This window comes from Pseudomonas sp. Pseusp3, from assembly GCF_047304225.1.
Classification (GTDB): Bacteria; Pseudomonadota; Gammaproteobacteria; order Pseudomonadales; family Pseudomonadaceae; genus Aquipseudomonas; species Aquipseudomonas fluorescens_CD.
In genome coordinates this window covers 1-24797 of sequence record NZ_JBGLYV010000090.1, presented here as the reverse complement: position 1 = coordinate 24797, position 24797 = coordinate 1, and the positions used below count along the sequence as shown (strand labels likewise).

The following is a 24797-nucleotide window of genomic DNA, read 5'->3' as shown; positions in this document are numbered from 1 at the left end:
GCAAGAGCCCTTGGTTACTTGGGGCCGGGCGGCGCTCCGCTCTTCCAAGTAACCCGCCGTAAGGGCGGAACCCTAAGCCGCCGTTACCGCAGAAACGGATATGTACACCCTAAAAACCCCACACCGTCTGCCATCCAACACCCCCCTTTCAGATGTACCCGATACCTGTTCCCCCAAAACCACATGGTCCGTTTGAGGGATGTCCGCCCGGTCATGCATTGCTTGAATGCCAGTGTAGGGGCGCTACACCCGCCCCGTTGCACGCGCGCCCCGGCGGATGGGGTGAACAAAGGAGAACAATAAAAATGCTCAACCAAGACCTGATTCGCCAGCGTCTGAGCCAACGTGCCCGCGAGCTGGTGCCGATCCTGCGTGAGCGCGCCCTGAATGCCGCGCAAGCCGGCCAGTTGCCCGAAGAAACCCTGAAGGATTTCCAGGACGCCGGGTTCTTTCGCATCCTGCAGCCGGCCCGCTGGGAAGGCTACGAGCTGGAACCCAAGGATTTCTTCGACGTACAGATGACCCTCGCCGAGGGCTGCATGTCGTCGGCCTGGGTGCTGGGGGTGGTGGCGATCCACAACTGGCAGCTGGCGCTGTTTGACGACCGCGCGGCCCAGGATGTCTGGGGTAGCGACTCCAGCGTGTTGATCTCGTCTTCCTATATGCCGGTGGGCAAGGTCGAGCGGGTTGAAGGTGGCTTCAAGTTGAGCGGGCGCTGGGGTTTCTCTTCCGGCAGCAAGCATTGCGACTGGGCGTTCCTCGGTGCGCTGGTGCCGCCGGCAGAGGCGGGCGGGGCGCCGGATTACCGGACGTTCCTGGTGCCGCGCAGCGACTACCAGATTCTCGACAACTGGAACGTCATGGGCCTGGAAGCCACAGGGTCCCATGACATCCTGGTGGAAAACGCCTACGTTCCCGAGTACCGCACCCATCGCGCCCTCGACGGTTTCATGCAGAACAGTCCGGGCAACGCAGTGAACACTGCGCCGCTGTTTCGTCTGCCATTCGGGCAGATTTTCGTGCGTGCGGTTTCGTCGTCCGCTATCGGTGCCCTGCAAGGCGCGGTGGATCAGTTTGTCGAGCACAACCGCGCTCGGGTCGGGGTCAACGACGGTCGCAAAATGGTCCAGGACCCGGCCGCGCAATCGGCGCTGGCCAACGCCATGGTCTGCGTCGACGAGTGCAAGACCGTGCTGCTGCGCAATTTCGCCCTGATGCTGGAGCGTGCGCAGAAGGGCGAGCCGTTGAGCATGCCCGAGCGGGTGAAGATGCGTTACGACTCGGCACTGGTGGCCGACAAGTGCGCCAAGGCCGTTGGCGATCTGATGTTCAACAGCGGTGCTTCGACGATCTTCCGCAGCCACCCGATCAACCGTGCCTTCCGCGACATTCACACCGGGCGCGCCCACGTCGCCAACAGTCCGGCCAAGTATGCGTGGAACCTCGGCGGCGTGAGCATGGGGCAGGACAGCAATGACTTTTTCCTCTGATGGTTTCTGCTGAATCAGCTAGTCCGTTTGCGTGATTCGAGCGCCCTGCCAATACCCGAGCATGGGCGCAAGGCACAGGTCTCTGGCGCCGACTGCGCATCCAAATAAGCACAAGGATCAACCATGAAATTTTCCCTGATTTACGAAGCCCAGACGGTGGACTCCAGCCGCGAAGGCGACCGCAAGATTTTCCAGGACACCGTTGAGCAGGCGGTGCTGGCCGACAAGCTTGGCTTCGACACGTTCTGGTGCGTGGAGCACACCGCGCTGAGCAACTACTCGCACATGTCCGCGCCGGAAACCATGCTGGCCTTCGTGGCGGGTAAAACCGAGCGTATCGGTATCGGTCACGGCGTGGTCTGCCTGCCACCGGCGATGAACCATCCGGTGAAAGTCGCCGAGCGCATCGCCACCCTCGACCTGCTGTCCAAGGGCCGTGTGCACTTTGGCGTGGGCAAGGGCGGCACCCAGCAGGAAGCCGGGACCTTCGGCTACGACCTGGCGACCTTGCAGCCGCAGATCGACGAGATGATGTACCTGATCCCGAAAATGTTCGTGCAGGACGAGATCGAGCACAACGGCGACTTCGTGCAGATCCCCAAGCGTCCGATCCATCCAAAGCCGTATCAGGATCCGCACCCGCCAATGTACCTGGCATGCACCAACACCGAGTCGCTGAAAAATGCCGGCGGTCGCGGCATGGGCGCTCTGGTGCTCGGTTTCGGTGGCCCGGAAGAAATCGCCAAAAAGGTCGAGGTGTATCACACGGCCTACGACAACCGCGATGAGAAGAAGCAAGTGGGCTTCCGTCCTAACCGTCACATCGCCGCCCTGTGCCCGGCCATCGTGCTGGAGGACAACGAAGAGGCGCGCCGCATCGGTATCCGTGGCCAGCGCTACTTCATGGAATCCCTGGGCTACTGGTACGGCGGTGGCGAGCGTCCGGACCCTGAGAAGTGGAAGGACGATACCTTCGTCGATGGCAACGGCCAGAGCGTGATCAAGTCGCGCTTCGCCTCCGAAGAAGTCAGCGTCGACTTCTCCGACCCGACCATGGCGATGATGAACCCCAACCACGCCTACGGCACCGTCGAGGATTGCATCGGCTACGTGCAGCGCCTTATCGATGCCGGCGCCGACGAAATCCTGTTCATCTGCCAGATGGGCACCGTGCCGCAGTGGGCGCAGCTGGAGACCCTGAAGAACATTGGCGAGAAGGTGATTCCGCACTTCCGCAAGGGTTGAAGGTTGACGCTAATGGCGTGAACACCGCATCACCCTTGTGGGAGCGGGCTTGCTCGCGAAGAGGTCGGCACATTCACCATTTATGTTGCCTGACCCACCGCCTTCGCGAGCAAGCCCGCTCCCACAGGTTCAGAGTCATACCCCAGTGCTTCATTTTTTCAGGCCTGGCACGGACGTCAGGCCAACTTTCCAACGGGTCCCCAAGGCCCGTTTTTTTATGCCTGCACCAATCCCCTGTGGGAGCGGGCTTGCTCGCGAAGAGGCCGGCACATTCACCATTTATGTTGCCTGACCCACCGCCTTCGCGAGCAAGCCCGCTCCCACAGGTTTTGTGGTTGTTCCCATCACCGATTTGGCCTTTAAACGGAGCCTGTTTAACGGCTGTCAGTGTTACTTGATGAAAGCTACAACACCTTGCGTCGCTGCCTACAGCTACGCCAGAATCCGCCGGCTTGTGCGCCTTGGACCCCCTCGGTAACTTGATTCGCGTCACTGCCCATCAGTGATCGGGTTTAGCAGCTCGGGTATAACCTAAGTCGTACGACGCTTCTATCAGTCAGGTTTTGTGCCTGTATTTTGATGGTGGCTGTACGCAGGGCGCCCTTGGGCGCGCCGGCTTCTTAGGTTCCCCGGTCTGCTAACCTGCGTGCAGCTGCCACCCTCTTCGTTTAGCAGCAGGAGGTTGGCGCATCATTAGGAACCTGAGATATGTTCAAAGTCACACCCAATCCCCCGGACACCGATCCGGCATCCCCGCACGAACCCGATTCCAAAAAACTCAACGAGGCCGCCGAGCGTGCCCTCGCTTACCACTTCCCCTCGACAGCCGACATCAAAGCCACTCCTCGAACAATCAGCACGCTGTTTAGTGTCGACCCTGAGGCCACGACCGAAACCCTGGTGGTCTATCTGGTCGAGACGCTGGCCTCGGTGGATGTGATGGTGCATCAACTGGTGGATCATCTGGAGGGCGGTGACCGCAATGCCCTGCTGGGTATCTCCAACAGCGTCATGCTGGCGGAGATCACCGCGAACCGCGTGCTCGATCAAATCGAATCGCCCGCATAAACCCGCAACACCACCGCCCCCTGTGGGAGCGGGCTTGCTCGCGAAGAGGCCGGCACATTCACCATTTATATTGCCTGACACACCGCCTTCGCGAGCAAGCCCGCTCCCACAGGTTCTGCGGCAAGGTCCCGTCACCAGAGTAGACGGATCAGACACAGCTGTACGAATTCGGAATAACCCATAATCAAGATCAAAAAAATCAGAGACGGCGACTATTCCTACAGGGAATTCTGCGCCTTGACTGAGTGGTCTAGAGGCCGTTTATTCTGCCGTCCTCAACAAGGAAACCGACGTCTATCAACGTTGTTGGCACGCGTCGTTATCAAGGAGGATGGTGTATGTGGATGCGCCTTATTCGTCGGCTGGACCGGGAACGTCAAGGTATAGGTTTCAATCAAAAGACCTTCGAACCAAAACCAAACTATTGCAACCACCTTCATTATGAAACCGCTGCTTTTGATTTTCCCGATCGCTCTCTTCGCTTTCCTCTACATCGGCTTTTACGAAAAGATGGAAGACGCATACCCGGAAAAAGTATTTTTCATCAAGAAAAGTCCGACAATTCAGATGAAGTTTGAAAATATTTTTGCGTACGAATCAGATGACAAAAAATTGAGTGAGCTAAGTGATACGGAGCGGCAGTTGGTCATCCAGTACTGCAAGTACCGGCTAGGTATAAAAACGACGTTGAAAAACCAAAACGAACTTGAAAAATGTAAAAGAAGGTAGGTTTCATATCTTTCTCAAGCGGGCCTTTCTGGCCCGTTTTTTTGCCCGTAACACCACCCCTGTAGGAGCGAGCTTGCTCGCGATGGTCGTCAACGATGACGCGGGCTGTCTGATGCCCCGTGGTGTCTGGTCGTCCATCGCGAGCAGGCTCGCTCCCACAAGTTATTTTTGATGCCCCCAGCCATCAAATCCGCTAGTCCCATTGGACGATGTTGCCCCTCGCCGAACCCGTTTGAATAGGCCCTACATAAAGTCTCCCCCGGCAGTCGCCGAAGGGCGGCACCGCCTGAGAAAAACGAGGAGTGCATCCATGGATATCCGCGGTCTGGGTTACGTCACCCTGTTATCCAGCGACCTGGCGCAATGGCGCCACTACGCAAGCCAGGTGCTGGGCATGATGGTCATCGGCAGCGATGACGACGAGCACCTGTACCTGAAAATGGACGAGCGCCACTACCGCATCCTGGTGCAGAAAAGTGTCGGGAACGGCTTCGGTGCCTGCGGCTGGGAAGTGGCTGGCAAAGCGGCGCTGGAACAGGCGGTCAGCGAGTTGCAGCAAGCCGACGTGCAGGTGACCCGTGGCACCGCCGCCGAGGCCGAACTGCGCAAGGTCCAGGAGTTGGTGCGCTTCAGCGACCCGGACGGCAATCGCCACGAGTTGTTCTGGGGCCCGTTGCAGGACTTCGCCCGTTTCGTTTCGCCGGTGGGCGTCAAGGGTTTCGTCACCAACGAATTGGGCATGGGCCATGTGGTACTGCCAGCGCCGGCCTTCGAGCGCTGCCGCGACTTCTACGAGCAGGTACTCGGTTTCGGCCTGTCGGACCTGATGAAAGTGCGCTTCACCCCGGACCCGGCCGAACCGCAAAAGCGTATTCACTTCCTGCACTGCAACAACGGCCGGCACCACTCGCTGGCAATTTTCGAGTGCCCGATGCCCCACGGTTGCGTGCACATGATGGTCGAGGTCAACGCGCTGGACGAAGTCGGTCGCGCCCTGGACCGCGTCCACGCCAACGGCGTGAAGCTGTCGGCCACCCTCGGCCAGCACACCAATGACCAGATGATTTCTTTCTACATCAAGACCCCGTCCGGGTTTGACCTGGAGTACGGCTGCGACGGCCTGGTGGTCGACTGGGATCGCCACACACCGTTTGAAAGCACCGTGGTCAGCCACTGGGGCCACGACTTCAGTGTCGGTCGCCAATGAGGAACATGACGATGGACAAGCAAATGACCACCGCCGAGATCGTCGGCCAACTGCGTGACGGCATGACCATCGGTATCGGTGGCTGGGGCCCGCGGCGCAAGCCGATGGCGCTGGTGCGCGAGATTCTGCGCTCGGACCTCAAGGACCTGACCGTGGTCGCCTACGGCGGTGCCGATGTCGGCATGCTCTGTGCCGCCGGCAAGATCAGGAAACTGGTGTTCGCCTTTGTCTCCCTGGATTTCATTCCGCTCGAGCCGTACTTCCGCAAGGCGCGACAGGAAGCGGCGCTGGAAGTGATGGAGATCGACGAAGGCATGCTGTTGCTCGGTCTGCGGGCGGCGGCGATGAACGTGCCGTTCATTCCTACCGCCGTGGGCCTGGGCACCGATGTGCTGCGCCACAACCGCCAGATCAAGTTGATCGCCTCGCCCTATGCCGATGGCAAGGACTGGGTGGCGATGCCGGCGCTCAAGCTCGACGCGGCGCTGGTCCACGTCGACCGTGCCGACAAACGCGGCGTGTGCCAGATCAGCGGCCCGGATCATTACATGGACGACCTGTTCGTGCGCGCCGCGACCCACAGCTACGTGACCTGCGATGAGCTGGTCGACAGCGAGTATTTCCATCAGGACAGCACCCACGCACATCAAGTGTTCTGGGAACGCAACCTGACCACCGCCGTGGCCCACGTGCCGGGTGGGGCGCACCCGTCGTCCTGCGCGCCGCTGTACGGTTTCGACGTCGCGCACTTCAAGGCCTACAACGCCACGGCCCAGGCGGCCGATGGCTGGCAGGGCTACGTGCGCGACTACGTCGACTGCACCCACGAACAGTATCTGGAAAAGGTCGGCGGCCTGGCTGCGATCCGTGAACTGCCGTTGCCGATTTTCTAAGGGAACCTTCCGATGAGCACTACTACTTACAGCCTCGCCGAACTGATGATCTGCGCGGCCTCTGAAGCCTGGCGCGAAGACGGCGAAGTGTTGGCCACCGGCATCGGTGTGATCCCGCGTCTGGCCGCCTCGCTGGCCATGCTGACCAGCAATCCGCAACTGCTGATGACCGACTCCGAAGCCTACATGGTCGCCGAGCCAGTGCCATTGGGCGCACGCAACGGCTACGAGCCCAAGCGCGACAGCTGGATGGGCTTCTCGCGAATTTTCGACAACGTCTGGGGTGGCAAGCGCCATGCGCTGGTCGGCCCGACCCAGATCGACCGCTTCGGCCAGGCGAACATTTCCTGCATCGGCGACTACGCCAAACCCAAGGCGCAGATGCTCGGCGTACGGGGTTTCCCCGGCAACTCGATCAGCCACGCCAACTCGTTTTGCGTGCCGAGCCACAACCGTCGGGTGTTCGTCGAAGGCGAGGTCGATATGGTCGCCTCGGTCGGCTACAACCCGGCCCGCCTGGCGCGAGGCTGGAAGCTGGACGACATCGATATCCGCCTGATCATCACCGACCTCTGCGTCCTGGATTTCCAGGGCCCGCAGCGGCAGATGCGCATCCGTTCGCTGCACCCCGGCGTGACCGCGGCGCAAGTCCAGGACAACACCGGCTTCGAGTTGCACGTACCGGACGACTGCCCGACCACCGCCGCACCGACTGCCGAGCAGTTGCAACTGATCCAGCGTCTGGACCCGCACAACCTGCGCGCCCTGCAACTTAAAGACAACCCGCCAGGCCAACGCTGAGCAACGCGTTGCGGAGAAAAGTGATGGCTGAAGATAACGATAACAACCAGGCCGACGTGGTGCTTTACGAAGTGCAAGGCGCGGTGGCCCTGGTCACCATGAACCGCCCCGAGTACCACAACGCGCAGAACTCGCAGATGACTTACGCGCTGGACGCGGCGTTTCGCCGGGCCTGCGATGACGATGAAGTGAAAGTCATCGTGTTGCGCGGCGCCGGCAAGCATTTCTCCGCCGGGCATGACATCGGCACCCCGGGCCGCGACGTCGACAAGACCTTCGACCGCGCCAGCCTGTGGTACGACCATGTGAACAAACCGGGCGGCGAGTTTCTCTATGCCCGCGAGCAGGAGGTCTATCTGGGCATGTGCCGGCGCTGGCGCGAGATGCCCAAGCCGACCATTGCCATGGTCCAGGGAGCGTGCATTGCTGGTGGACTGATGCTGGCCTGGGTCTGCGACCTGATCGTCGCCAGCGAGGATGCCTACTTCGCCGACCCGGTGGTGCGCATGGGCATTCCCGGGGTCGAGTATTTCGCCCACGTGCATGAATTGAACCCGCGCATCGCCAAGGAATTTCTCTTTCTCGGCGAGCGCATGCCGGCGCCACGGGCCTATCAGATGGGCATGCTCAATCGGGTGGTCCCTCGCGACGAGCTGGAACAACAGACCCTCGACATCGCCGGGCGCATCGCACAGATGCCGCGCCTGGGCCTGCAATTGAGCAAGCAGGCGGTGAACAACGCCGAAGACTTGATGGGCAAGCGCGCGACCATGGACATGGTGTTCGGCTTGCATCACTTCGCCCACGCCCACAATGAACTGGTGTCCGGCGACCGTCTCGGCGGCTACGACGCCAAGGCCATGGCCAGTTCGCAACGCAAAGCGGGCGGGGCGTGAGCATGGCGATCTCGTTGAATACCCGATTGACCGAACTGCTCGGTTGCCGTTATCCGATCATCCAGACCGCCATGGGCTGGGTCGCCGACCCGAAACTGGTGGCGGCCACCGGCAATGCCGGTGGCTTCGGTTTTCTCGCCGGGGCGACCATCGAACCGCAGCAGATGGAAGCAGCGATTATCGAGACCCGGCGCCTGACCGATCAGCCGTTCGGCGTGAATTTTCACATGTACCAGGCCAATGCCGGCGAGATCGTCGAGCTGGTGTTGCGCCACAAGGTCCGGGCGGTGAGCTACAGCCGTTCGCCCGGCAAGCAAATGATCAGTCGCCTGAAGGATGCCGGCGTGGTGTGCATTCCCACGGTGGGTGCGCTCAAGCATGCACAGAAAGCCGTGGAAATGGGTGCCGATGCGGTGACTGTGCAAGGCGGCGAGGGCGGTGGGCACACCGGTTCCGTGCCGACCTCGATGCTGCTGGATCAGGTGGTCAACGCCGTGTCGGTGCCCGTGGTGGCAGCCGGCGGTTTCAAGGACGGCAAGGGCCTGGTCTCGGCCCTGGCCTATGGTGCCGAGGGCATCGCCATGGGCACGCGTTTTCTGATGTGCGCCGACAGCCCGGTGCCCCAGGAAACGCTGGCGCGTTACCTGGCAGTAAAGGACCCGGCGGCGATCATCATCAGCCGTGCCATCGACGGCATGCCGCAACGGATGATCCGCAACGAATTGCTCAACCAGCTGGAAAACAGCGGCGGTCTCAAGCGCCTGTTGCTGGCGTTGCGCAGTGGCCTGGCTTACCGCCGTCACACCGGCATGAGCCTGACTCAGTTGCTCGGCAGTGCCTTGAAGATGCGCGGTGCCGGGGAGCTGACCGCCGCGCAAAGCATCATGGCCGCCAACGCGCCGATGGTGATCCAGAAAGCCATGGTCGACGGGCAACCGGCCGCGGGCGTATTGCCCGCCGGGCAGATCGCCGCATCCATCGACAGCTTGCCCAGCTGCGCCCAATTGATTGAACAGATCGTCCGCGACGCCGAAGCGCGCCTGGGCGAGCTGTGCCGCCGTGTGTCGTGAAGGAAAAAAGGCATGAAACCATTTAGCGTCAGCATCGATAACGGCATTGCCGAACTGGTCTTCAACCGGCCACCGGTCAACGCCTTCAACTGCCAGGGCTGGGCCGATATCGCCAGCGAAATCGAGGGCCTGGGCCGCCACAGCGACGTGCGGGTGATCGTGATCCGTGCCGAAGGTCGCGGCTTCTGCGCCGGGGTCGACATCAAGGAACTGGCCGCCGACGGCAACCTGATCGTCGCGGTGAACAAGGGCAACTACGACAGCTTCAAGGCCATCCACCGTAACCCGAAACCGGTGATCGTCGCCGTGCACGGCTTCGTGCTGGGTGGCGGCATCGGCATTTGCGGTGCCGCCGACATCATTGTCGCTGCCGAGTGCGCCACCTTCGGCGTGCCGGAAGTGGATCGCGGGGCCATGGGCGGCGGCGCGCATTTGCAGCGGCTGTTCCCGGTGCAGAAGGTCCGCCACATGTATTTCACCGGCGAGGCCATCGACGCCGCCGAGGCTTACCGCCTGGGCGCGGTGGAACGGGTGGTCAAGCGCGAAGACCTGCGTGAAGCCGCGTTGCAGATTGCCCGCACCATCGCCGCCAAGAGCCCCGGCATGATCAGCCTGGCCAAGGAAGCGCTGACCGGCATCGAAGACGGCAATCTGGAAGACAAATACCGCTGGGAGCAGGGCTTCACCCTCGAAGCCTACCGCTCACTGGACTCTCAGGAAGCACGCGACTCGTTCGTCGAGAAACGCGATGCCCGATTCAACGGCTGAAGGCATATTCATGGACCTGACCTATACCCCGGCCCAGCAGGCCTTTCGCGCCGAGGCGCGGACCTGGCTGGCGGCCAATGTACCGAGTGAACCGCTGCAATCGTTCGACACCGAACAGGGCTTTGCCGAACACCGTGCCTGGGAAGCAAAACTCAACGAAGGCCGATGGGGCATGGTCACCTGGCCGACCGAACTCGGCGGGCGCGGCTGCGACCTGATCGAGTGGCTGATTTTCGAAGAGGAATACTACCGTTCCGGGGCGCCGGCACGGGTCAACCAGAACGGCATCTTCCTGCTCGGCCCGACCCTGATGGAGTACGGCAGCGAAGAACAAAAGGCACGCTTTCTGCCGCGCATGGCCACCGGTGAAGACATCTGGGCCCAGGCCTGGTCCGAACCGGGTGCCGGCTCCGATATGGCGGCGATCCGCTCCAAGGCTGAACGGGTTGGCGACCACTACGTGATCAACGGCCAGAAAACCTGGTCGACCCGCGCGGTATGGGCCGATTGGGCGTTCGGTATTTTCCGTACCGACCCGCAGTCCCAGCGCCATAACGGGCTGACGTTCATCCTGCTGCCACTGAATACGCCAGGCATCACCGTGCGCCCGATTCCGCAACTCAACGGCCTGCCGGGCTTCGCCGAGATCTTCTTCGACGACGTCAAGGTGCCGCTGGAAAACGCCCTCGGTGGCGAAGGCATGGGCTGGCACGTGGCGATGTCCACCGCCGGTTTCGAACGCGGTTTGCTGCTGCGCTCACCGGCGCGCTTCCAGGAAACCGCCAGGCGTCTGGTGCAGTTGTACCTGGCCAACCGTGAGCAGGCCGACCGCGACCCGGCCATCGGCGAGGCGGTGATGCGTGCCTGGCTCGATGCCGAGGCCTACACCCTGGGCACCTACATGACCGCTTCGCAACTGGTGCAGGGCGGCAAGATCGGGCCGGAATCGTCGACCAACAAGATCTTCTGGTCCGAACTTGACCAGCGCATGCACGACACCGCCATGAGCATTCTCGGATTGCGCGGCGAGCTGCTGCCCCAAGCCCCGGCCGCCGGTGACGTCGGCCATTGGCTGGAAGGTTTCCTGTTTGCCCAGGCCGGGCCGATCTACGCCGGCACCAACGAGATCCAGCGCAACATCATCGCCGAACGCATGCTCGGCATGCCGCGTGCCTGAGGAATAGACCATGGACTTTAGTTTCAGCCGCGACCAACTGCTGTTTCAGGACAACGTCCGCAGCTTCCTGATCAACGAAGTCACCCCGGAACGCATTCGCGAACTGTGGCTCAGCGACAGCGGGCGCAGCGAGCGCCTGTGGGCCCAATTGGTCGAGCTGGGCCTGACCGCGCTGACCGTGCCCGAGGCGCAGGACGGCATGGGCATGAATGAGCTGGATTTCGTGCTGATTGCCCAGGAATGCGGTTACGCCGGCCTGCCCGAGCCGCTGGTGGACACCATGCTGGTCGGCGTGCCGTTGCTCGCTGCCCTCGACGGGCAACAGGCAACGCTCAAGCAATACTGGTTGTCGCGGGTCGCTGAGGGCAATGCGCGGCTGGCGGTCGGCGAGCCCGGTAACCCGCTGGTCAGTGATGCCCATGTTGCCGATCTGCTGTTGTTGGCCAATGGTGACGAAGTACATGCGCTGGAGCGCGATGCCGTGCGCCTGACCCGCAACGAGTCGGTCGACCCGAGCCGTCAGTTGTTCCAGGTCGAGTGGACGCCAACGCCCGCCACCTGCGTCGCAAGTGGTGAGCAAGGCCGGCGTTTGTGGGCGGCCGCCTTCAACCGTGGCGCCCTCGCCAGTGCCGCGCAATTGCTGGGGTTGGCCAAGCGCATGGTCGACCTGGCGGTGGACTACACCTTCGAGCGCAAACAGTTCGGCAAACCGGTCGGCTCGTTCCAGGCAGTCAAGCATCTGATGGCCAACGTCGCGGTGCAGATCGAGTTCGCCAAAGGCCCGCTGTACCGCGCCGCTTATGCGCTGGCCGAGCAGCAAGCGGGGCAGGACGTGCTGGTGTCCCACGCCAAGCTGGCCACGGCGGAAGCGGCCTTGCTCGCCGCGAAGAACACCATCCAGGCCCATGGCGCCATGGGGTACACCTGGGAAGTCGACTTGCACCTGTTCATGAAACGCGCCTGGGCGCTGGACAAGGTCTGGGGCGATCGCGGCCTGCACAAGGGGCGGATTCGCTCGTCCCTGTTCGATGGCGCTCCCACAGGTAATGCGGCGCTCCTACTGACGGGCATTGGCGAATGTGCCTGACTTCAACTGATTCCGAGGTAAACCATGCCTGAAGCCTATATTGTCGACGCCCTGCGTACGCCCACCGGGCGGCGCAAGGGTGGTCTGAGCCAGATTCACGCTGCCGACCTGGGCGCCCACGTATTGCGCGCGCTGGTCGAGCGCAATGACATTCCCGACGAGGATTACGACGACGTGATCTTCGGCTGTGTCGACACCATCGGCCCGCTGGCCGGTGACATCGCCCGCACCAGTTGGCTGGCCGCCGGCCTGTCGCAATCGGTGCCGGGTGCCACAATCGATCGCCAGTGCGGTTCGTCCCAGCAAGCGGTGCACTTCGCCGCCCAGGCGGTGATGAGCGGCACTCAGGATGTGGTGGTGGCCGGTGGCGTGCAGACCATGACCCAGATCCCGATTTCCTCGGCCATGATCGCCGCCGAACCCTTGGGTTTCAGCGATCCGTTCAGCGGTTCCGAGGGCTGGGTGCGGCGCTACGGCGCGCAACCACCGACCCAGTTCCGTTCGGCGCAGATGATCGCGGAAAAATGGGACCTGTCCCGGGCGCAGCTTGAAGCCTATTCGCTTGAGTCCCATCGACGTGCCTTGCAGGCCATCGAGCAGGGCCGCTTCAACCGCGAGATCGTGCCGTTGGCCGGTGTGTTGCACGACGAAACCCCGCGCCAGACCAGCCTGGAAAAAATGGCCGAGCTGGAATTTCTGTTCGGCTGTGACCGGGTAACTGCTGCGGTATCCAGCCAGACCTGCGACGCGGCCAGCGCGATGCTGATCGCCTCGGAGGCGGCGCTCAAGCGTTACGGCCTGACACCCCGTGCGCGTATTCATCACCTGAGCGTGCGCGCCGAAGACCCGATCTGGATGCTCACCGCGCCGATCCCGGCCACGGCTTACGCGCTCAAGCGCGCCGGCATGAAGCTCGAAGACATCGATCGCGTCGAGATCAACGAGGCCTTCGCTTCGGTGGCCATGGCCTGGTTGAAAGAGACCGGCTATCCGCACGAACAGACCAACGTCAACGGCGGCGCGATTGCTCTCGGCCATCCGCTCGGCGCCACCGGTACCCGCTTGATGTGCAGCCTGCTGCATGAGCTGGAGCGCAGCGGCGGTCGCTTCGGCCTGCAGACCATGTGTGAAGGCGGCGGTCAGGCCAACGTGACGATCATCGAACGTTTGTAAACCAGGATGCACACCGATCCTGTAGGAGCGAGCCGGCTCGCGATGGTCGTTAACGAATACGCGGGGTATCTGGATAACCGCGTCGTTCTTGAGTCCATCGCGAGCAGGCTCGCTCCTACAGAAGATTGTGTCGACCAGTGATGAATTTGAAGGATGTAGAACATGAAAATCTGTGAAAACCGTGTCGTCATCATCACCGGTGCCGGCGGTGGTCTGGGCCGGGCCTACGCACTGGCCTTCGCCGCTGAAGGCGCGAAAGTGGTGGTCAACGACATCAACCGCGACGCGGCGCTCGCCGTGGTCGGCGAAATCCTCGGGCAGGGCGGCAGTGCCGTGGCCAACAGCGACGACATCACCCGCTATGACTCGGCGGGGCTGATCGTGCGTCAGGCCATCGAAACCTTCGGCGACCTGAACGTGGTGGTCAACAACGCCGGCATCTGCCGCGACCGCATGTTCGCCAGCCTCAGCGAAGCCGACTGGGATGCCGTAGTGGCGGTGCACCTGAAGGGCCACTTCTGCATTTCCAGCCACGCCGTGAAGTACTGGCGAGAGCAGGCCAAGGGCGGCGCCAGGGTCGATGCGCGGATCATCAACACCAGTTCCGGCGCGGGTTTGCAGGGCTCCATCGGCCAGTCCAACTACGCGGCGGCCAAGGGTGGTATTGCTTCGCTGACGCTGGTGCAGGCGGCTGAACTGCGCCGCTACGGGATCACCGCCAATGCCCTGGCGCCGGCCGCGCGCACCGGCATGACCGAGCAAGTGTTCGCCGACACCATGAAAAAGCCTGAAGAGGGCTTCGATTACTTCGCCCCGGAAAATGTTGCGCCGCTGGTGGTGTGGCTCGGCTCCGAGGCTTCCGCCGAGGTGACCGGGCAGATGTTCGAAGTCGAGGGCGGCAAGTTGTCGATCGCCGATGGCTGGCGCCGTGGTCCGCAACTGGATCGCCAGGGCCGCTGGGCGGTCGGCGAGATGGGCGAAGCCGTCGCACAGCTGGTGGCTCAGGCCGTTCCGGCGGCCAAAGTTTACGGCAGCTGAAAAAGACCGGTCTCGAAAGGCCCGTGCATGGCTATAATCGGCCCCTGATAGCGATCACCTGTAGGAGCGAGCTTGCTCGCGATGGACTCCAGCGCAACGCGTTTATTCAGACTGGGCGCGTTATCGTTAACGTCCATCGCGAGCAAGCTCGCTCCTACAGATGACCCATGTTCCCTCCAGATGAGACCTGCCATGACCATTTCCCTGTACGACGCTTCCGTGCCTGTTTTCCAGCAAATGCTCAACGCCCTGAGCGATGTACTGAAAAAGGCCGAGGCTCATGCCACCGAAAAAAACATCGACCCTAACGCACTCCTGCAGGCGCGCCTGTTCCCGGACATGTTCCCGCTGGTGCGTCAGGTGCAGATCGCCGTTGATTTCAGCAAGGGCGTTAGCGGTCGTCTGGCTGAGGTCGAGTTGCCGAAGTACGACGACAGCGAAACCACCTTCGCCGAACTGCAAGCGTTGATTGCCAAGGCACTGGCCTTCATCGGCTCGATCGAGCCGGAGCAGATCAACGGCAAGGAAGGCATCGAGATCGTCACCCGTCCGGGCACGCCTAAAGAGAAACGCTTCACCGGTCAGGCCTACCTGCTGACCTACGGCCTGCCGCAGTTCTTCTTCCATGTCACCACCACTTACGCACTGCTGCGCCACAACGGCGTGGAAGTGGGCAAGCGCGACTACATGGGCGCGTTCTAAACCGTCCAGGTACAAAAAAGCCCGCCAAGGTTCGCGCCTTGGCGGGCTTTTCGTTACTGATCATTTTTCAGGTACTCCGCTGGACCTGTGGGAGCGGGCTTGCTCGCGAAGAGGCTGTCAGTTTCAACATCAACATCGACTGATAAACCGCTTTCGCGAGCAAGCCCGCTCCCACAGGGAGATGTGTCAGGCCAGGCGCTCGGCTTTTTGCTCTTCGCCCAGGCAGGCCGCCGCGGTGAACAGCACATCGGTAGACGAGTTCAGTGCAGTTTCGGCCGAATCCTGCAACACGCCGATGATGAAACCGACCGCCACCACCTGCATGGCGATTTCGCTCGGAATGCCGAACAGGCTACACGCCAGCGGAATCAGCAATAGCGACCCACCGGCCACACCCGAAGCACCGCAGGCGCAGATCGCTGCAACGACACTCAGCAGGATCGCGGTCGGGATGTCCACGGCGATGCCCAGGGTATGCACGGCTGCCAGGGTCAGCACGGTAATGGTGATCGCCGCACCGGCCATGTTGATGGTCGCGCCCAGCGGGATCGACACCGAATAGGTGTCTTCATGCAGGCCCAGTCGCTTGCTCAACTCCAGGTTGACCGGAATGTTCGCCGCCGAGCTGCGGGTGAAGAACGCGGTGATGCCGCTCTCGCGCAGGCAGGTCAGGACCAGCGGGTACGGGTTGCGGCGCAGTTTCCAGAAGACAATGATCGGGTTCATCACCAGCGCCACGAACAACATGCAGCCCAGCAGCACGGCCAGCAGGTGCGCGTAGCCGATCAGGGCGCCGAAGCCGGAGATGGCGAGCGTCGAGGCCACCAGGCCAAAGATGCCCAGCGGGGCGAAGCTGATCACCAGACGCACGATCACCGTCACGCCGTTGGACAAGTCACCGAGCACTTCACGGGTGGTGTCGCCGGCATGGCGGATGGCAATGCCCATGCCGATGGCCCACGCCAGAATGCCGATGAAATTGGCGTTCATCAGTGCGCTGACCGGATTATCCACCACGCTGAGCAACAGGCTTTGCAGCACTTCGCCAATCCCGCCCGGTGCAGTCACGGCAACGTCCTGGGTCGACAGTGCCAGGCTCGACGGGAACATCATGCTGACAACCACCGCGACGACGGCGGCGGCGAAAGTACCCAGCAGATACAAGAACAGAATCGGTCGGATGTGGGTTTCCTGACCGTGTTTATGGTTGGCAATCGACGCCATGACCAGCACAAACACCAGGATCGGTGCGACCGCTTTCAGCGCAGAGACAAACACTTTGCCGATGAATGCCGTGGACCTGGCCACGTCGGGGGCAAACAGGGCCAGGGCAATACCGGCGATCAGGCCGATCAGGATCTGCGTGACCAGGCTCAAGCGTTTCAGGCGTTGCAATAGGGAAGGGGATGAAGCGGTCATAAAACGGCATCTCTGATTTTTTAGGTGCAGGGTTTCGCAGGTGTGCAGCAACGAACAGGGCAGGCCGCAGGCAGGAAACCGAAAAGGGAATACTGGGTGTACGTTTTCAAGGGCGCGGACTTTATCACGGGCAGGCACGATCTTTCAGACCTGTGACGAACTGCCACCATGGCATTCAACGAGATAGGCAGGTTCGTGCAACCGCGTTTGGAAACACTCTGTTAAGATTCGCCATCCTCATTTTCATGTCTGCCAGTGGGCCTTCGGGTCATCGCTGGTGTCGTCGTTTTTTCTGGAGTTCTGCATGCTGTTGCCCATTCTTCTGTTGTCTGCCGCCGGTTTCACGGTGCTGACCACGGAATTCATCATCGTTGGCCTGCTACCGGCCATCGCCCGCGACCTGGACGTCAGCATCCCGCAAGCGGGTTTGCTGGTGACGCTGTTCGCCTTCACCGTGGCCGCGTTCGGGCCGTTCCTGACGGCGTACTTCGCCCGCTTCGAGCGCCGCAAGCTGTTCATTTCGGTGCTGATCATGTTTGGCCTGGCCAACACACTGGCGGCGCTGGCGCCGAACATCTGGGTGATGGCGTTTGCCCGGTTGATCCCGGCGCTGGGGCTGCCGGTGTTCTGGGCGCTGGCCAGTGAAACGGCGGTGGACATCGTCGGGCCGGATTACGCCGGTCGCGCCATCGCCAAGATCGGCTTCGGCATCGTTTGCGCCACGGTGTTCGGCATTCCGGTGGGCACGCTGATTTCCGATGCGTTCGGCTGGCGCAGTGCCTTTGCCATTCTGGCGGTCATCGCTTTTGCCAAGGCGTTGCTGCTGTTTATCTACCTGCCCAAGACCCATCTGCACCAGCATCAGGTGAGCCTGCTGTCGCAGTTCAAGATCCTGCGCAGCCCGCTGATGCTCGGTCACGTGCTGCTGTCGGTGGTGGTGTTCAGCGGTATGTTCACCGCCTACACCTACCTGGCCGACATCCTCGAACGCCTGGCCGGTTTCAATGGCACGGTGGTCGGCTGGTGCCTGATGGGCTTCGGCGCGGTCGGGCTGATCGGCAACTCCCTGGGCGGCAGGGCGGTGGATCGTCATCCGCTGATGGCGTCGATGATGTTCTGCGCGTTCATGATTGCCGGCTTGGTGGCGCTGGTGCCGAACATTCATTCGCCGCTCGGTCTGGCGGCGGCGATGGGCATCTGGGGCGTGACCCAGGCAGCGTTGTTCCTGGTCAGCCATGTGCGCCTGATGAAAGCTGCGCCCGAGGCGCCGGCGTTTGCCGCGTCGCTGAACATCGCCGGGGCCAACCTCGGGATCGGCCTGGGCGCGATGATCGGCGGCCGGGTGATCGACAGCGTCGGCCTGCAAGGTCTGGGTTTCGCCGCGGCGGCTTTTATCCTCGCCTCGATCCTGTTGGCCATTGCGCTGATGACGTTCAAGCCCCGGGAAGTCTGCGCCTGATCGTTTTAAATCGCGGTAAACAGTTCGCGTCGGGCACCTTCGGTAATGGCAACAATGCCGGGGTGCCTGACCTTGCGTTCCACTGAGATGGCATAGAACGACTCGCTCACGGCGTCGGTCTGGCCGATCACCTCCACGCCATATTGGCGTTGCACTTCATCGGCAATCACGCTCGGGCCGATGAAGATCCCGCTGCCGGATTGGCCGAAGGCCTGCATCAGGGCGCTGTCGTCGAACTCGCCGATAATCTGCGGCTGGACCTGCTGCTCGGCGAACCAGCGCTGCAAACGGCTGCGCACCACGGTTTCCGGGCCGGGAATCAGCAGTGGCGCACCGTGCAGGTTGCGCGGGAAGTCCCGGCCGTAACGTGCCGCCAGCTCAGGGGTGGCGAAGAAGCTGATCCCGCATTCACCGAGTTTCTGGCTGTAGCCCTTGATGTCCAGGTGCGACGGCATCGGGCTGTCGGAAATCACCAGGTCCAGGCGCTGGATCGCCAGGTCGGCCAACAAACGTTCAAGCTTGTCTTCGCGGCAGGTGATGCGCAGCGGTTCGCTCAACTCCATGGTCGGTGCGATCAGGCGGTAGACGATGGATTTGGGCACCACGTCGGCCACGCCGACGCGAAACAGAATCTGCTGTTCATTGGGTTGTGCCCGCAGCATCAGTTCCAGCTCGCCACCCAGCTGAAACATTTGCTCGGCGTAGGGCAGTGCCTGGCGTCCGGCCTCGGTCAGTTCGAGTTGCCGCCCGACGCGCCGGAACAATTCAATGCCAAAGGTCTGTTCCAGCAATGAAATCTGCCCGCTGATGGTTTGTGGCGTGAGGTTCAGTTGCTCGCAGGCGCGCACGATGCTGCCGGTCTTGGCCACCACCCAGAAGTAATGCAATTGCCGATAGTTGAGCATGATGATCTACAGTTCGTAAAAATCGAAGTATAACCGCTGAAAATACGAATTTTCCTGAAGTATTCACTTCCCTAGAATGCATCGCTATCAACGGGCCATCGTTCAGGTCCCGTTTGTTCTATCGAGGAAAGCATCATGAAGCTGAAAACCACGGCACTGTTGATCACGTCTTTACTGGTACTGGCCGGTTGCGACCAGGCCGAGAAAAGCGCGCAGCAGTTGATGGGCAAGGCCGCCGAAAGCGCCAAACAGGCAATTGACGATACCCACAAGGCCGCCGAGCAGGCGCTCAGTGACGCCACCAGCGGGTTGATCAGTAAAAAAGAATCAGCGGAACAAGAATCGGAAAAAACCGAATCTTCCTCCCAGGAAATCTAAACCGTATTACAACGAGTCAGGACTGACCCATGGACTACCTTTTACAACTTGCCGCCAGCCCCACCGCCTGGGTCGCCCTGGCCACCCTGATCGTGATGGAAATCGTGCTCGGCATCGATAACCTGATCTTTATCTCGATCCTGACCAACAAGCTGCCCTTGCACAATCGTCAGAGGGCACGACGCATCGGTATCGGCATGGCGTTGATCCTGCGTCTGGGCTTGCTGAGCACCATCGCGTTCATCGTTCAGTTGACCGCGCCGGTGATCGAGATTCTCGGCCACGCGTTCTCCTGGAAAGACATGATCCTGATCGCCGGTGGCCTGTTCCTGTTGTGGAAGGCGACCACCGAGATCCATCACAGCATGGACCCGGCCCCGGAAGATCCGAAATCGGCGACCTCGACGGTGACCCTGGGCTTTGCTGCGGCGATCGGTCAGATCCTGATGCTGGACATGGTGTTTTCCATCGACAGCATCATTACCGCTGTCGGCATGACCGAGCATTTGCCGATCATGGTTATCGCGGTGGTGGTGTCGGTGTTGGTGATGTTGTTGGCGGCTGATCCGCTGGCCAAATTCATCAACGACAACCCGACGGTGGTGATGCTGGCCCTGGGCTTCCTGATCATGATCGGCATGACGCTGATCGCCGAAGGCTTCGGCGCCCACGTACCGAAAGGCTACGTCTATGCGGCCATGGCATTCTCGGCTTCGATCGAGGTGTTGAACATGATGTCCCGCCGGGCCAGAGCGAAGCGTTTAGCCGCTGAGGCCTGACCGTCGCTGAAAGATACGGCCGCCTGAACTCCCGGGAGTGCAGGCGGCCGTTTTTATTGGTGTCGGGTAAGCGTGTTTGTCAGTGAGCGTTGGCGTGTTTGCGCTGCGTCTCGTGCGCTTTGGGCGCAGGTGCGGGTTGAACCGGGTGATGGTGGCGGCGAGTAATGCGCAGCACGCCCCACAGCATGGCGGCGGCTACCGCCAGCCAGCTGCAAATCAACATCGCAATGATCATGGCCAGGCTCATCTGTGCCTCCTCTTTGCCCTGCTGCGGGCACACACGCTTCGCTGTCGTCCCTTCAGAAAACAGTCTAGCCGCTGCTGTATTTCAGGCTATTGACCGAAAGTCGGCAGTCATCAACCAGTTCGCTCTATCGAATGCACTCGACTGCCGTTTAAAGCTATACCGAAGCGGCGCGGCGACCTATGATCGACGACCAAGCCGGGAATCGGATTGCCTGGCGTCTGAACCTGAACAAGAGAGAGATGATGGTGCGGGTATTTTCTCGAATTTTGTCGGCCATGCTGATAGCCGGTTGCGTGGCGGGTCTGGCGGGCTGTGCCGGGAGCGTTGCGCCCGAGATCAAGCGATTGCCGGAGCGAGTCGAGCTCAGCGGCCGATTTTACCGCGGCGATGCGTATCAAAGCGGGCCGCAGGTGTTGGCCAGCATGCTGTCCCAGCAGGGCATCGTGATCACCCCGGGTTTGCTCGAAAAACCCTTGCATTTGCCAGGTGGTGAAGCTCAGTTGCAACAGAATATGCAGAACCTGGCGCGCGAGTACGGGATGCTCGTTTATCCCCTCGACAGCAACCTTGCGGCCTTGTTGACGCAAGTCGCCGCCGGTTATCCGGTGATGGTGCGCTTTACTGAAGGCTCGGCCATGTGGGCCGAGCCGCGTTACGCCATTCTGGCCGGCTACAACCGCCAGAAGCAGACGGTGCTGTTGCGGGCCGGGATGGATCGCCGCGAACTGATGAGCTTCAGCTCCTTCGAGTCGGCGTTCAAGGGCGCCGGCGGTTGGGCCGTGCTTATCCAGAATCCGACACAGATCCCGGCTCAGGTCGATCAGCAACGCTGGCTCAAGGCTGCCAACGATCTGGCTCAGGCCGGTCAGGAGCAGGCCGCCGCCAAGGCGAAAAAAGCCTTGGCCGCGCACTAAGTCCGTTTGTCACCCGGCGGGCACCTTCGCTCGTCGCCAGCCTCCAATTCTTATGGGCCCGCAACATTATCCGGGCCGAGATCAGGAGGCACCGATGGCTCATTCCACAACGCCCGACGATCCGCACTCGTCCGAACATTCGTCTGGCAATGAGCTGGGTTTCGACCCCGATTCCCCGGACCTTGCCGATCCACAGGTCGACCCCATCGGGCCTGCCAAGGCACCGAGGGACGTGAAACCGGGTGACAATCCCAAGGCTCCGGCAAAGCCCTATGATCCACTGGGTAATCTGAAGCCTTAGGTCCAATGGAGGTGCGTATGTCCACTGATTCCAGTTTCGACGACAAACGTCCGGAAACTGTCCCCACAACTCCCGAAAATAGCACCGACCCGGTGATGGATCCCGACAGCCCGTTGAGGGATCCTCTGGCGCGGCCAACGACGCCGAAGGGGTGGCGGGATCCGAGTACCGGTGATGGCATTCCGGATGACGACCAGATGCCGTTGCCCAACGATTAAGTGTCAGGCGAAAAAAAGCCCCGAATGATCGGGGCTTTTCGTGGGTTGCCGCTTTGTTACTTCGAGGCTTCAACCACACCGCTTTGGCGGTGCTTGAGGTTTTTATCCGATTTGTATTGCAAGGCAACCGACGGCACGGTCGCGCCCTTGCCGGTTTCAACCCAGTTGCGGATGCGCGTGGCATCGGCAAAGTGGGTGTATTTGCCGTAGGCGTCGAGGATCACCAGCGTAACCGGGCGGTTGCCCATGTGCGTCACCAGTACCAGGCAGTGGCCTGCTTCGTTGGTGAAGCCGGTTTTCGTCAACTCGATGTTCCAGTTCGGCTTGCCGATCAAATGGTCGGTGTTGCGAAAGCCCAGGCTGTAGTTGGGTTTACGGAACGATACGGTTTTTTCCTTGGTGGTACTCAATTCGGTCAGCAACGGATACTTGTGTGCGGCGACCAGCAGTTTGCTCAGGTCGCGGGCGGTGGATACGTTGCGCGGCGAGAGACCGGTCGGCTCGACGAAGTGCGTGTTGGTCATGCCCAGCGCCCTGGCCTTGGCATTCATCGCGGCAATGAACGCGGCGTAGCCACCCGGATAGTGGTGCGCCAGACTGGCGGCGGCGCGGTTTTCCGAAGACATCAATGCAATCAGCAGCATTTCCCGGCGCGGCATTTCGCTGTTGAGCTTGACCCTGGAGAACACACCTTTCATTTCTGGCGTGTCGCTGATGTTGATATTGATGTATTCGTCCATGTTCTGGCGGGCTTCAACCACCACCAGGCCCGTCATCAGCTTGCTGACCGACGCGATCGGAACGACCACGTCAGGATTGCTGGCGTAGATGACTTTATTGGTCTGTAGATCCATGAGTAGGGCGCTGCCGGAGGCGATCTTGAGATGTGCGGTATCTCGAGGTGCAGCCGTGGTGTCGCCAGCGCTGGCAACAGGCGTGATGAAAGTCCCTGTAACTGCAAAAAATAGGCTCAGGATGGAAAGACGGATTTTCACGCTGGCAGACTCGTAAAGTGTTGATAAGCCGTTCTGTAACGGGCTATTTCGTAAAAGCGCGACATTCTGGAGTATGGCTGAATAACTGTCGATGGTTGTTCAAGTAACAGGCGAAAGTCCTGAGAAACATGAAAAAAAAGTCATTTTCCGGCGGGCGGTCGAGGGTTTTTCACAGGCCAAAAAAACCCCGCCAGTGGCGGGGTTCCTTGACTCGCTGTGAGCGTGCGCGTTGAAGCTTAGCCGTGCAGGGTTTCAGCGGCGTACAGGGTGTTTTCCAGCAGGCAGGCGCGGGTCATCGGGCCAACGCCACCGGGTACCGGGGTGATCCAGCCGGCGCGGGGCAGGGCGGTTTCATAGATCACGTCACCGACCAGTTTGCCGTCGTCCTGACGGTTGATGCCGACATCGATCACGATCGCGCCTTCCTTGATCCATTCGCCCTTGACCAGGCCCGGCTTGCCGGCGGCGACAACGACCAGGTCCGCACGGCCGACATGACCGGCCAGGTCCTTGGTAAAGCGGTGGGTGACCGTCACGGTGCAGCCGGCCAGCAGCAATTCCATCGCCATCGGGCGGCCAACGATATTGGACGCGCCGACAACCACGGCATTCATCCCGTAGAGATCGGCACCGGTGCTTTCCAGCAGGGTCATGATGCCTTTGGGGGTGCATGGGCGCAGCAACGGGATACGTTGGGCCAGGCGACCGACGTTATAAGGATGGAACCCGTCGACGTCTTTATCCGGACGAATGCGCTCCAGCAGCCGGGAGGCGTCCAGGTGTTCGGGAAGCGGAAGCTGAAGCAGAACGCCGTCGATTGCAGGATCGTCGTTCAGGCGATCGATCAGCTCGGTCAGCGCTTCTTGAGTGGTTTCGGAAGGCAGGTCATAAGCTTGGGATAGAAAGCCGACCTCTTCACAGTCTTTACGCTTGTGCGAGACATAAACCTGAGAGGCAGGATCGCTGCCGACCAGGATCACCGCAAGGCCGGGCGTGCGCAGGCCTTGCTGGCGACGCTCGGTGACACGTTGGGCGATCTGCTGGCGCAGGCTGGCGGCGATCGATTTGCCGTCGATTAGTTGTGCAGTCATTGCGCGTGATTAACCATCGAGAGGGGAAAAAAAGAGAACGCATTCTCGCATGTCATGCGGTGAGGGCAAAGGCGCTTGGTCTGCAAATTCCCCTAACTCCTTTAATTAAATGAATTTTTTTTAAAAAGGATTTGACGACCTTCGGGGGGCTCTATACTATTCGTCGCACTTGTCGGGCACAGCCTAGCACTGGTTAGGAAGGTTGAGCGGAATTACGGTTCTGCGAGACTGGAAAGCACTTAGTTTGTAGTCCTCCAAGGTTACAGCTAACAAGGCGCCCGTAGCTCAGCTGGATAGAGCATCCGCCTTCTAAGCGGATGGTCGCAGGTTCGAGTCCTGCCGGGTGCGCCATTAGGCAGCTTTGGCACAAGTAGCGCAATATGGTGGGCGTAGCTCAGTTGGTAGAGCACGGGATTGTGACTCCCGTTGTCGTGGGTTCGATCCCCATCGTCCACCCCATATTTCGAAAGGCGCCAGATTAACAGTCTGGCGCCTTTGCTTTAAAAGGCTTCATCCGCGGATGTGGTGGAATTGGTAGACACACTGGATTTAGGTTCCAGCGCCGCGAGGCGTAAGAGTTCGAGTCTCTTCATCCGCACCAAATAAAGCTTCACTCAGGTTGTTGGCCTGGCTGGAGCTTCATAAAGAAGTTGTTTGGCTTCTTTAACAGGCAATATGGTGGGCGTAGCTCAGTTGGTAGAGCACGGGATTGTGACTCCCGTTGTCGTGGGTTCGATCCCCATCGTC

At 60.9% G+C, this 24797-nt stretch carries 26 protein-coding genes and 3 tRNA genes; 24 read left to right on the top strand and 5 right to left on the bottom strand.

Annotated features, from left to right (window positions below; translation table 11 throughout):
- The first annotated feature begins 305 nt into the window (after positions 1–305).
- From ACCD00_RS24105 to ACCD00_RS24035, 15 genes are all read left to right on the top strand, one after another.
- Entirely contained in the window at positions 306–1490 is a 1185-nt protein-coding gene (locus ACCD00_RS24105) for a flavin-dependent monooxygenase (protein WP_413427846.1), read from the top strand.
- A 123-nt stretch (positions 1491–1613) separates the two neighbouring features.
- Entirely contained in the window at positions 1614–2735 is a 1122-nt protein-coding gene (locus ACCD00_RS24100; protein ID WP_096510012.1) for an LLM class flavin-dependent oxidoreductase, read from the top strand.
- 708 nt (positions 2736–3443) lie between these two features.
- A complete protein-coding gene (locus ACCD00_RS24095) occupies positions 3444–3803 on the top strand; it encodes a DUF6124 family protein (protein ID WP_413427845.1) in 360 nt (119 codons plus the stop codon).
- Positions 3804–4141: 338 nt separating this feature from the next.
- Positions 4142–4381, top strand: coding sequence for a hypothetical protein (locus ACCD00_RS24090; RefSeq protein ID WP_413427844.1), 240 nt, complete (start codon positions 4142–4144; stop codon positions 4379–4381).
- Positions 4382–4842: 461 nt separating this feature from the next.
- Positions 4843–5739 (top strand): VOC family protein, encoded by an 897-nt coding sequence (locus ACCD00_RS24085; RefSeq protein WP_413427843.1) that lies wholly within the window; start codon positions 4843–4845, stop codon positions 5737–5739.
- 11 nt (positions 5740–5750) lie between these two features.
- Entirely contained in the window at positions 5751–6632 is an 882-nt protein-coding gene (locus ACCD00_RS24080) for a CoA transferase subunit A (protein WP_413427842.1), read from the top strand.
- A 12-nt stretch (positions 6633–6644) separates the two neighbouring features.
- Positions 6645–7433: a CoA-transferase subunit beta gene (locus tag ACCD00_RS24075; RefSeq protein ID WP_413427841.1), complete on the top strand. Its 789-nt coding sequence runs from the start codon at positions 6645–6647 to the stop codon at positions 7431–7433.
- A 23-nt stretch (positions 7434–7456) separates the two neighbouring features.
- On the top strand, positions 7457–8329 hold the full coding sequence (locus ACCD00_RS24070; RefSeq protein ID WP_413427840.1) for an enoyl-CoA hydratase: 873 nt from the start codon (positions 7457–7459) through the stop codon (positions 8327–8329).
- A gap of 2 nt (positions 8330–8331) precedes the next feature.
- Positions 8332–9399: an NAD(P)H-dependent flavin oxidoreductase gene (locus ACCD00_RS24065; protein ID WP_413427839.1), complete on the top strand. Its 1068-nt coding sequence runs from the start codon at positions 8332–8334 to the stop codon at positions 9397–9399.
- Between the two features lie 12 nt (positions 9400–9411).
- The gene (locus tag ACCD00_RS24060; protein ID WP_413427838.1) at positions 9412–10167 is read left to right on the top strand and encodes an enoyl-CoA hydratase family protein; all 756 of its coding nucleotides are present in this window, start codon (positions 9412–9414) and stop codon (positions 10165–10167) included.
- Positions 10168–10177: 10 nt separating this feature from the next.
- Positions 10178–11344, top strand: coding sequence for an acyl-CoA dehydrogenase family protein (locus ACCD00_RS24055; RefSeq protein WP_413427847.1), 1167 nt, complete (start codon positions 10178–10180; stop codon positions 11342–11344).
- A gap of 10 nt (positions 11345–11354) precedes the next feature.
- Positions 11355–12431: an acyl-CoA dehydrogenase family protein gene (locus ACCD00_RS24050; protein WP_413427837.1), complete on the top strand. Its 1077-nt coding sequence runs from the start codon at positions 11355–11357 to the stop codon at positions 12429–12431.
- 24 nt (positions 12432–12455) lie between these two features.
- Positions 12456–13604 carry an acetyl-CoA C-acetyltransferase gene (locus ACCD00_RS24045; RefSeq protein ID WP_413427836.1) on the top strand — a complete coding sequence of 383 codons (1149 nt, stop codon included), beginning with the start codon at positions 12456–12458 and terminating at the stop codon, positions 13602–13604.
- Between the two features lie 162 nt (positions 13605–13766).
- On the top strand, positions 13767–14642 hold the full coding sequence (locus ACCD00_RS24040; protein WP_413427835.1) for an SDR family oxidoreductase: 876 nt from the start codon (positions 13767–13769) through the stop codon (positions 14640–14642).
- Positions 14643–14834: 192 nt separating this feature from the next.
- Positions 14835–15344 (top strand): DUF1993 domain-containing protein, encoded by a 510-nt coding sequence (locus ACCD00_RS24035; protein ID WP_413427834.1) that lies wholly within the window; start codon positions 14835–14837, stop codon positions 15342–15344.
- 186 nt (positions 15345–15530) lie between these two features.
- Here the strand turns inward: ACCD00_RS24035 and sstT are convergent, their stop codons facing one another.
- On the bottom strand, positions 15531–16763 hold the full coding sequence (sstT, locus tag ACCD00_RS24030) for a serine/threonine transporter SstT (protein ID WP_413427833.1): 1233 nt from the start codon (positions 16761–16763) through the stop codon (positions 15531–15533).
- A gap of 304 nt (positions 16764–17067) precedes the next feature.
- Here sstT and ACCD00_RS24025 point away from each other — a divergent pair, with 304 nt between their 5' ends.
- Positions 17068–18222, top strand: a complete 1155-nt coding sequence (locus ACCD00_RS24025; RefSeq protein WP_413427832.1) for an MFS transporter — start codon at positions 17068–17070, stop codon at positions 18220–18222.
- Positions 18223–18227: 5 nt separating this feature from the next.
- On the opposite strand, the gene nhaR is transcribed toward ACCD00_RS24025, so the two are convergent.
- Positions 18228–19127, bottom strand: a complete 900-nt coding sequence (gene nhaR / locus ACCD00_RS24020) for a transcriptional activator NhaR (protein ID WP_413427831.1) — start codon at positions 19125–19127, stop codon at positions 18228–18230.
- 135 nt (positions 19128–19262) lie between these two features.
- On the opposite strand from nhaR, the gene ACCD00_RS24015 reads away from it, so the two are divergent.
- Both ACCD00_RS24015 and ACCD00_RS24010 read left to right on the top strand, forming a co-directional pair.
- The gene (locus ACCD00_RS24015) at positions 19263–19505 is read left to right on the top strand and encodes a hypothetical protein (RefSeq protein ID WP_413427830.1); all 243 of its coding nucleotides are present in this window, start codon (positions 19263–19265) and stop codon (positions 19503–19505) included.
- Between the two features lie 29 nt (positions 19506–19534).
- Positions 19535–20284, top strand: a complete 750-nt coding sequence (locus tag ACCD00_RS24010; protein WP_413427829.1) for a TerC family protein — start codon at positions 19535–19537, stop codon at positions 20282–20284.
- 79 nt (positions 20285–20363) lie between these two features.
- On the opposite strand, the gene ACCD00_RS24005 is transcribed toward ACCD00_RS24010, so the two are convergent.
- The gene (locus ACCD00_RS24005; RefSeq protein WP_413427828.1) at positions 20364–20531 is read right to left on the bottom strand and encodes a hypothetical protein; all 168 of its coding nucleotides are present in this window, start codon (positions 20529–20531) and stop codon (positions 20364–20366) included.
- A 179-nt stretch (positions 20532–20710) separates the two neighbouring features.
- On the opposite strand from ACCD00_RS24005, the gene ACCD00_RS24000 reads away from it, so the two are divergent.
- The 3 genes from ACCD00_RS24000 to ACCD00_RS23990 all read left to right on the top strand — a co-directional run bounded on the left by ACCD00_RS24000 (position 20711) and on the right by ACCD00_RS23990 (position 21964).
- Positions 20711–21445 (top strand): peptidase C39 family protein, encoded by a 735-nt coding sequence (locus tag ACCD00_RS24000; RefSeq protein WP_413427827.1) that lies wholly within the window; start codon positions 20711–20713, stop codon positions 21443–21445.
- A 94-nt stretch (positions 21446–21539) separates the two neighbouring features.
- On the top strand, positions 21540–21746 hold the full coding sequence (locus ACCD00_RS23995; RefSeq protein ID WP_413427826.1) for a DUF6021 family protein: 207 nt from the start codon (positions 21540–21542) through the stop codon (positions 21744–21746).
- 17 nt (positions 21747–21763) lie between these two features.
- Complete coding sequence (locus ACCD00_RS23990; RefSeq protein ID WP_413427825.1) at positions 21764–21964, top strand: hypothetical protein; 201 nt, start codon at positions 21764–21766, stop codon at positions 21962–21964.
- Between the two features lie 56 nt (positions 21965–22020).
- On the opposite strand, the gene pbpG is transcribed toward ACCD00_RS23990, so the two are convergent.
- Both pbpG and folD read right to left on the bottom strand, forming a co-directional pair.
- Positions 22021–22959 carry a D-alanyl-D-alanine endopeptidase gene (gene pbpG / locus ACCD00_RS23985; RefSeq protein WP_413427824.1) on the bottom strand — a complete coding sequence of 313 codons (939 nt, stop codon included), beginning with the start codon at positions 22957–22959 and terminating at the stop codon, positions 22021–22023.
- A gap of 236 nt (positions 22960–23195) precedes the next feature.
- Positions 23196–24050: a bifunctional methylenetetrahydrofolate dehydrogenase/methenyltetrahydrofolate cyclohydrolase FolD gene (gene folD, locus ACCD00_RS23980; protein WP_322615469.1), complete on the bottom strand. Its 855-nt coding sequence runs from the start codon at positions 24048–24050 to the stop codon at positions 23196–23198.
- Positions 24051–24324: 274 nt separating this feature from the next.
- On the opposite strand from folD, the gene ACCD00_RS23975 reads away from it, so the two are divergent.
- From ACCD00_RS23975 to ACCD00_RS23965, 3 genes are all read left to right on the top strand, one after another.
- Positions 24325–24401 (top strand) — tRNA-Arg (locus ACCD00_RS23975).
- A gap of 32 nt (positions 24402–24433) precedes the next feature.
- A tRNA-His gene (locus tag ACCD00_RS23970) sits at positions 24434–24509 on the top strand.
- 57 nt (positions 24510–24566) lie between these two features.
- Positions 24567–24651: transfer RNA gene (locus ACCD00_RS23965), tRNA-Leu, on the top strand.
- The last annotated feature ends 146 nt before the right edge of the window (positions 24652–24797 follow it).